At 50.4% G+C, this 8412-nt stretch carries 5 protein-coding genes; all 5 read right to left on the reverse strand.

Annotation, left to right across the window (positions count from 1 at the left end; translation table 11 throughout):
- Nucleotides 1-3480 (reverse strand): calcium-binding protein (locus VC35_RS29695; protein WP_046043558.1); only part of this gene is annotated, 3480 nt, incomplete at its 3' end.
- 1 nt (nt 3481) lies between these two features.
- Nucleotides 3482-3991: a hypothetical protein gene (locus tag VC35_RS26300; RefSeq protein ID WP_185754864.1), complete on the reverse strand. Its 510-nt coding sequence runs from the start codon at nt 3989-3991 to the stop codon at nt 3482-3484.
- Nucleotides 3992-4043: 52 nt separating this feature from the next.
- Nucleotides 4044-5468, reverse strand: a complete 1425-nt coding sequence (locus VC35_RS26305; protein ID WP_046043562.1) for an HlyD family type I secretion periplasmic adaptor subunit — start codon at nt 5466-5468, stop codon at nt 4044-4046.
- Between the two features lie 6 nt (nt 5469-5474).
- Nucleotides 5475-7634: a type I secretion system permease/ATPase gene (locus tag VC35_RS26310; RefSeq protein ID WP_046043563.1), complete on the reverse strand. Its 2160-nt coding sequence runs from the start codon at nt 7632-7634 to the stop codon at nt 5475-5477.
- 87 nt (nt 7635-7721) lie between these two features.
- Nucleotides 7722-7949 carry a hypothetical protein gene (locus tag VC35_RS26315; protein WP_046043565.1) on the reverse strand — a complete coding sequence of 76 codons (228 nt, stop codon included), beginning with the start codon at nt 7947-7949 and terminating at the stop codon, nt 7722-7724.
- Nucleotides 7950-8412 lie beyond the last annotated feature (463 nt).

Raw genomic sequence — 8412 nt, forward strand, 5'->3', positions numbered from 1 at the left:
GGTGATGTCGCTCGCGCTGATACCAGCTCCAAAGCGAAGCACGTCGACATTGCCGCTATAGAAGGCCGTGTCGTCATTGAGGATGTCCTGGCCATCGCCGAGGGCGAAGAGGTATACATCGGAACCGGTGCCGCCGTTCAGGGTGTCGTTGCCCGTACCGCCTTCAAGTTGGTCATTCCCCGCACCCGCCGTCAGGGTGTCGTTGCCACCGCCACCGGACAGCACTTGGTTGAAGGCCGAGCTCACGCCGGTGAGCACATCGTCACCCGCACCACCCGTGAAATGGAGCAGTTGGGCGGACAAGGCCGTACTGGTCCACACCGTGCCGTCTGCGAACTCGATGCGCTCCAGTTGATAAAGGTCACCCGTGCTTGTTAACCAGTTATTGACGGTGACCCGATCCAGACCATTGCTGTGGTTCAGCACAAGGTTATTGCCAGCACGGCTGACCGCAATGTCGCTGGCGAGGATACCCGCACCGAACTTCAGGACGTCGATCCCCCCGCTATAATTGCTGCTGTCATTGATCACATCCTGGCCATCACCTAGGTTAAACAGATAGGTGTCGGAACCCGCACCCCCGTTCAGGATGTCATTGCCCGTGCCACCTTCAAGTTGGTCATTCCCCGCTCCCGTCGTCAGGGTGTCATTACCTCCCCCCCCTAAGAAATTATGATTGACTTGGGAGTTAGCGCCTGTAATAACATCATCGCCCTCAGTTCCAGTCCTGTTTAGCAAGCCACTTGTAAGCTCTGCACTCGTCCAGACAGTACCATCAGCAAACTCGATCCGCTCCACTTGATAACGGGAATATATCTGATTGAACCAATTGAAAATTGTTACTTGATCTTCGTTATTGCCATGCCGCAATATCAAGCTGGCCCCTTGAAGGCTAACATTTATATCCTCAGGATGTATTCCTTCGCCAAAATGCAAAACATCGATATCTCCGAAAATTTCAGAGCTTTCATTTATTACATCTTGTCCATCCCCGAGATTGAAATAATAGACATCGGAGCCAGTGCCGCCTTCAAGGTAATCATTTCCGCCGCCCCCATTGATGGCATCATCACCTTGGCTACCATACAAGCTGTCATTACCCAACTCGCCATTCAGATTGTCAGATGAGCCATAACCATGAATTTCGTCATCGCCCGCGGTACTGGTGACTACCATGACCTTAATTTGCTCGAGCCCCCATATCGTACCATCAGCAAAGCGGACCCCCTCCAAGTGATATGCACTTAGTCCATCATGATAAAAGTAATTGACCACCTTTACTCTGTCGGCACCACCTCTTAAAGCAAGGATTAAATTATCGCCCGAACGAGTGGCAACAATTTCGGCTGGTGCTATATCCGCACCAAATTCGACGAGGTCGCTCTTACCAACTCCATCATCAAAATTATTAAGTGTATCTTGCCCCCAACCCCGGTTAAATAGATAGATATCGGACCCCGTATCACCGCTCAAATAATCGTTGCCCTCCCCACCTTCCAGAGTATCGTTACCAGCACCACCATACAGCGTGTCCTGACCTGCCAGACCAAAAATAGTATTATTATGTTCATCTCCATACAGTTCGTCGTTATTTAACCCACCAAGTGAATAACCAAAATTTGCCAAAAAATAGCTGAATCCTGGAGCATTCACATCACCCGCTTGCCGCAACCCAGCTAACAGTGACAAGCCAAAAGCTCCTCCTGCATCTGTCAATGCGCGAGCAAACTCTACCATCATCTGCGTAGCCTGCGCCGAGTCACCGACATATGCCGTTCGCAAAACTCCAACTAAACTTGCTACATCCAGTACAATTTCATCGTCGACCAAACTCAAGTCAACACTTTCAATCAGTGCTTTGAAATGAGTTTGCAGCATTAGGCCACCATAAATGAAGCCGGCCAATTGATCATAAACCAACATCAACTTAGCCGCGGAATTAGGGCCGGGATTATTAAAAGCTGATAATTGTAAAAATGGCTGCCCTAAAAACGCTTCTAACGCGTAAAGTTTGCGCCCGTCATCAATATAGCCACCTCGACTAGTTGAACTGTAATCGGCAACACCACTCCAGGCGAATATGATTTGATCTAAGGTTAATTGTCTCTTAGTAGCATCCGCCTCAACCGAAAATCTCTCCACCAAAAATCTAAGGTTTCCGCTAGAGTCTCTAAGCATCGCCTGACTAAGATCTGACACGTTACCAAACCCACCCATGTCAGGTAGATAGGCATACTCTGTGCCGATGGGTACTTTGTTCAGATCTATAGTTCTCGAACCATCAATGCCAAACCAAATATCACTTAATTCACGAGAGACGCCACTTACATCAATAAAAGTGCCAACTTGCAGCACTTTATTACCTTGAGCATCCATTTTGTCCTGACCAACATAGCTCACACTCAAACTATCAACATTTACCTCGCCGAGGCTCAACAACTCCCCAGAATCAACTTCCGCATCGCTATCGCCATCTTTCCATACACGCAGCTTACCAAAATCAACATCTGTAGAATCCACCTTGCCATCGTGATTACTATCCAAATCAGCCAACGCTACAAACCCATTGGCAGCATTCTGGCCGCTGGTTAATTTCGAATAACTACCAAAAAGCTCACTTCCATCATCGATTTGGCCATTTCCATTTCGATCCCATACCAATAGCCCATCATCTTTTCCTACCCATCCGGTAGTTTCAGCGAAACCATTACCATCATGATCGAAGTGAATACCATTCGTTGAAGACAGCGTTTCAACTCCGTCTCCATCCAGATCCAAAACCAGTGGGCTTGCCATATGCATGGCAACATTATAGGCATTACGCAACTCTGCAACTAGCGAGTCTGTCATGCTCAAAATGCTAGAGGACACCGCATCGGCAATATCAGACAGAGCCGAGGTTACATAATCGCTAAATGCTTGACCGTAGTCTCCAAGCGTATTCATGGCACTCTGAAGAGCATCTATCGCCGTGGTATAAGCTTCGCCAAGTATTTCGCCCAAGGCATGAAGAGCACTCTTTAACGATTCGATAGCAGGATTCAAATCAATGGTATCATCACCACTATTCATCGCCATAACTGTTAGTACTGCGCCGGCCGCTGTAACGATTACAGCTGTAGCGATCAAAGCGGGTGCCGAAGCTGCGCCGACCGCTGCAGCTAACGTCCCCGCAGCGATAATTGCCGAAAGATTAGACAAGCTAGAGTAAATATCACTTACTTCAACTTTGCCGTCCTCGCGAACGCCCTCTTCCATACTTAACAGATCTAGACCGAGGGCCGAAAAAGCAACTGCACCACCCACACCAGGTGCGCGCTTTCCTATCATTTCTCCGAAACTAACTAAAGTCTGTACTGTTCCGAAGGCAGTATCAAAAACTTCGCCCTTAGAGGCATCGATAATAACTGGTGCCGAACCCACTGGAGTACTTAGGTAAGACATGACACTGGAAATAGCATCTACTGTTTTCTGATCCACTTTAACTTCTCCTTGCCTTCTTTAAAAAGAAAGCAGAAACGCAAATCACTAAAAAACCAACGACACCGAGCACCCAAAAACTACTTCTCTTACCCCTATCCAGCCGCTCCTCGGACATCGCCCTACTGATAATTTCTTTCCCTTCCACCACCAAAACGACCAATTTCCGCTGCTCTATTGCAGGAAAGATTTTTTGGTCATACCAGAAAACACTTGCATGCCGCCCCAATAATTCAGAACTTTTTTGCTTCGTGATGCATGTCGAATATCCTCTCAAACTCGAAGCACAGGTAAACCAATACACATACTCACCATCGGTGATTTTCGTCATAAGCTTACCTCTAACCCTTTCCTCCGAAAGCACACCTGACGACTCATTCAACTTATTTGGGATCTGTGCCGAGGACTGATACCACAACATAACAACCACAAACCCGAAATAACCAACAATACTAATTATTGCAAAACTTCTATATGAATCCCTAGAACGACCTGATGCATTAGTATCCATTTCTTTCTCCACCACCAAAATAACTTTATCCGACTCTAACTCAATTAAACCATCATCGCTCCCTGAGGCCCTCTGACAAATGCTGTTCTAGTGGACTCAATAAATACTCAATAATTTTACGACGATCTGTTTTTACCTCAGCCGACACCGACATACCTGGCGCCAGCTGAGTATCCTGCCCTTTCACCACAACTTTATCTTTCAGCAATCGAATCCTGACGCTATATAAAAGCCCACGCTTCTCATCTTCTATCGCATCATTGGACACACTGATGACCTCACCCTCTACCGCGCCATACTTGGTAAACGTGAATGTTTCGACTTTCACCGTAACTGGCTGTCCAGCACGCACAAAACCAATGTCTTTGTTTTCCAGCATTGCTTCAATTTCAATCGGTTGGTCCTTGGGCACGATCACCATCAACGGTTGGGCCGCCGTCACTACGCCCCCGATCGTATGAATGGCCAACTGCTGGACGGTGCCATTCACCGGGGTCGTCAGGTGCATTAGGTGATCACGCTGTTCAGCCTTTTTGACTTCCTGCGTCAGTGAGGCGACCTTTTGCTCGGATTGCTGCTGAAGATCGAGCATCGCTCGGCGGGTCTGGGCAAGAATCCCTTCACGACGCCGCTGCGCTTCTTTTTTTGTGGCCTGTAACTCAATGACTCGCGCACGCTGCACGGCCATGTCTCGCTCAAGATCAAGCAATGCTTGTTGCTTCTCCAGGTAGGCATGGCGAGGTACAAACTGTTCATCCAGCATCAGCTTATAGTCCTCGGCCAGGCGTCGGCTGATGGGCAAGGTTTTCTGCAGTGATCCGACGGTGGCCGTTGCCGACAGAATTTCCGCAGAGCGTTGATCGATCTCCGCATCCACCTGATCCAGGGAACTGCGCAATTCAAGGTACTGGCCTTGTAACCAACGCTCTGCAGCCAATTGCTGCAGTGGGTCGGCATTCACTATCTTGCCGGCCAAAGAGCCTGGCGCCTTGTGGGTTTCAATTGCCTCCAGCATGGCGCCGGCCCTGGCGCTATCTACCTCGGCGGCCAACAAGTCGCTGCCCAAGCGCTTTACATCTGCCCCTGTTGCACTGGCATCCAGGTCGACAAGGACATCTCCTGCCTTTACTTGTTCGCCATCGTAGACATGGATTGCCTTGACCACTGCCACTTCGCTGGCCTGAATAGTTTTACTCTTGCCGCTGGAGACCACCTTGCCAGTCGCCGTAGCGACCACATCGATTTCCCCCACGCAAGCCCATAACAATGCCAAGGCAGCAAAGAGCATGATCGCGAACAATATGTAGCGCGGTGCCGGATGCACTGGCTGCTCTTGCAAGGCCAGGGCTGCCGGCAAGAATTGCACTTCATGAGGCAGTCGCTGGGAGGTATCCAATAACTTGCGCTGCCCCCATGCATGCCGCCAGGCATGACGGTAGCGTCGCAATAACTCCCGAGTTGCCGAAGGTTGGCCCATGGCAATTCATCCTTGCTGCAGGCGGTGCAAACGTGAGTAGTGGCCGGCTTGCAGCGCCAGCAGTTCGCTGTGAGTACCTTGCTCCACGATCTGACCACGATCCATGACTGCAATGCGATTGGCATCGCGCACGGCAGAAAGCCGATGGGCGATGATGATCACCGTTCGCCCTTTGCAGATATCCTTCATGTTCTGCTGGATGATTCGCTCGGATTCATAATCGAGGGCACTGGTGGCCTCATCGAAAATCAAAATCCGCGGGTTACCGATAAGTGCTCGAGCAATCGCAACCCGCTGTCGCTGACCGCCTGACAATGAAGCCCCGTGTTCACCCACGACCGTGTCATAACCCTCCGGCAACTCCAGAATGAAATCATGGGCCCCGGCCATTTTGGCAGCATGGATAACCGACTCCAGCGGAGCGCCAGGATCAGTTAGGGCAATGTTTTCGCGGATGCTGCGGTTGAACAGCATATTGTCTTGCAGCACCACTCCGATTTGACGGCGTAACGACGAAACGTCGGCCAACGCCAAGTCCATGCCGTCGACCAAGACACGTCCTCGCTCTGGGACATAGAGTCGCTGCAGCAAACGCGTCAGCGTACTTTTCCCGGAACCGGAGCGCCCCACCACCCCCAACACCTCGCCAGCCTGAATAATGAGACTGACACCACGCAGCACTTCCGACCCTTCTGGCCGATACCGAAACTGAACCTGGTCAAATTCCACGTGACCTTTAAGCGCTGGCAAGACACTGCGGGTGGCCTGGGACAGCTCGGTGCGACTGTTTAGGATGTCGCCCAAACGCTGTACCGAAACACCGGTCTGCTGAAAGTTGGTCCACAGTTGAGCCAAGCGAATGATCGGTTGCGAAACCCGCCCCGCCAACATGTTGAAAGCAATCAGTTGCCCAACCGAAAGCTGACCGTCAATAACCAAACGCGCGCCTAACCAGAGGGTAGCCACCGTCACTAGCTTGCCGATCAGCGACACACTTTCATTCGCAATATTCGACAGGGTCTGCGTCTTGAAACCCGCAGACACATAGGCAGCAAGCTGGTTATCCCATTTGCGGGTGATCTGTGGTTCGACCGACATCGACTTGAGCGTGTCGATGCCGTTGATCGTCTCTACCAGAAATGCCTGGTTCTCCGCTCCCCGGGCAAAGCTCTCATTCAAGCGAGAGCGAAGCAGAGGTGTGATCAATACCGAAACCAGCACATACAACGGCAATGAAACAACGACAACCAGCGTCAGCCAACCACTGTAGAGAAACATCACCGCGATAAAAACGACGGAGAACAGGATATCCAACACCAAGGTGATGGCATTGCCGGTCAGAAAACTTCGAATGTGTTCCAGTTCACGGACCCGCGCCACCGAGTCACCCACTCGTCGGGACTGAAAATACGCCAGCGGAAGTGTCACCAGATGGCGAAACAAACGGGACCCAAGTTCCACATCGATGCGGCTGGCGGTATGAGCGAAGACATAGGTTCTCAAGCCACTCAGTGCGGTCTCAAACAGCATGATCCCCAGCAATCCAACGGCAATAACATCCAGAGTGGTGAGTCCGTGATGGACCAGCACCTTGTCCATCACCACCTGAAAGAAGAGTGGGGTGAGCAGTGAAAAAATCTGCAACACAAAGGAAACAAGCAGCACTTCACCCAGCAACTTTCGGTATTTGACGATTGACGGGATAAACCATGTGAAATCGAACTTCGCCAGTTCGCCCGCTTGTGAGGCCTGTGAGCTCAGCAGGATGAGTTCTCCCTGCCACATGCCCAACAACTGGTCTGCACTTAAGACCTCGGGGCGTAACGACTCTGGGTTATGTATCAGTATCTTGTCTTGATCAAGCCGGGCAATAATGAAAAATCGGCCGTCAGAAGCACAGGCAATGGCCGGTAAAGGAGTTTGTACCAAGCGTTCGATTGTTGTCTTGATCGCTTTGGCTTTTAGCGCAAGCTTGCGCGATGCCAGCAAAATTTCCGCTTTGCCAAACGGCTGTCCTTGGGATACGTACTCATGACTAAGCTGTTCGGCGGAGGCAGCTACATTATGAAAACGAGCGAGCATAACTAGACAAATGAGTCCAGTGTCGACTACCTCCGATGGCCGCTCTGTGACTGTATCTTCATCCTCACCTACAACCGCATCCATACGATCACCGTTCGGCACTGCCCCTGACGAAGAAGCACTGATGCGAGCGTAGACTAGGAATTTATGGGGGAATTAAAAATTTTTAGATCAAAATGCTATCACGGCATTTTGAGCATAACTCAAGACTTCCAGTGTCCCTATAACCGTGTCATTTGAATTGAAACGATCTCTATGGACATCCGAAAGCTCACTACCGAGCGGCAGCTTCAGGCCGATGGCATCACTCGGGCGTCTCTGCACCGCGAGTGTCATCTTGATGAACTCTTCATTCTTTTCGATTACCTCTCGAGCGCCGTGAACGTTGTAGGCGTGCATTTTCAGCTTTCAGATTGCTCTGATAACAACCATTTACTCGCTATAGAAAACCCTCGTCATCGGGCGGTTTTCTCACCTGTGATTTGCGGGTTGACGGTTGAACTCCAAACCACCTAGTGCAGGTTTGCAGTCGCATTATTTTCGGAAAAATCGCATTTATTTCGAAAACCTACAGGAGCAACATGACGAAAGTGGACTAAGGGAAGGAGATTGTGAAAGCAGACGTAGGGCAAGTGTTTTGTTGGGCATTGGATACAAAAAACTAACCCCCTGGTGCGCAGTAAGGGACAGGTCCCGCCCGAGGCGTGGGGGCTATTCTTGAGCAGAACCATAGCACGAGAAGGAAGGCTGGCCAAAGGGGTCAGCCGCGACCGATATCCAGCATTCCATTGCTACCGGGCGATAGTCAAAAACGGCCAAAAGCAGTCACTGGCGGAAATCCCCTAGGGAAGGTCTGAAGTAG

The organism is Pseudomonas fluorescens, assembly GCF_000967965.1.
In the GTDB taxonomy this organism is placed as follows: Bacteria; Pseudomonadota; Gammaproteobacteria; order Pseudomonadales; family Pseudomonadaceae; genus Aquipseudomonas; species Aquipseudomonas grandcourensis.

What these genes read in the sequence shown, in the direction of transcription:
- VC35_RS26300 (WP_185754864.1), bottom strand. Translation starts at nt 3,991, where the DNA reads ATGGATACTAATGCATCAGGTCGTTCTAGGGATTCATATAGAAGTTTT.
- VC35_RS26305 (WP_046043562.1), bottom strand. Translation starts at nt 5,468, where the DNA reads ATGGGCCAACCTTCGGCAACTCGGGAGTTATTGCGACGCTACCGTCAT.
- VC35_RS26310 (WP_046043563.1), bottom strand. Translation starts at nt 7,634, where the DNA reads ATGGATGCGGTTGTAGGTGAGGATGAAGATACAGTCACAGAGCGGCCA.
- VC35_RS26315 (WP_046043565.1), bottom strand. Translation starts at nt 7,949, where the DNA reads ATGCACGCCTACAACGTTCACGGCGCTCGAGAGGTAATCGAAAAGAAT.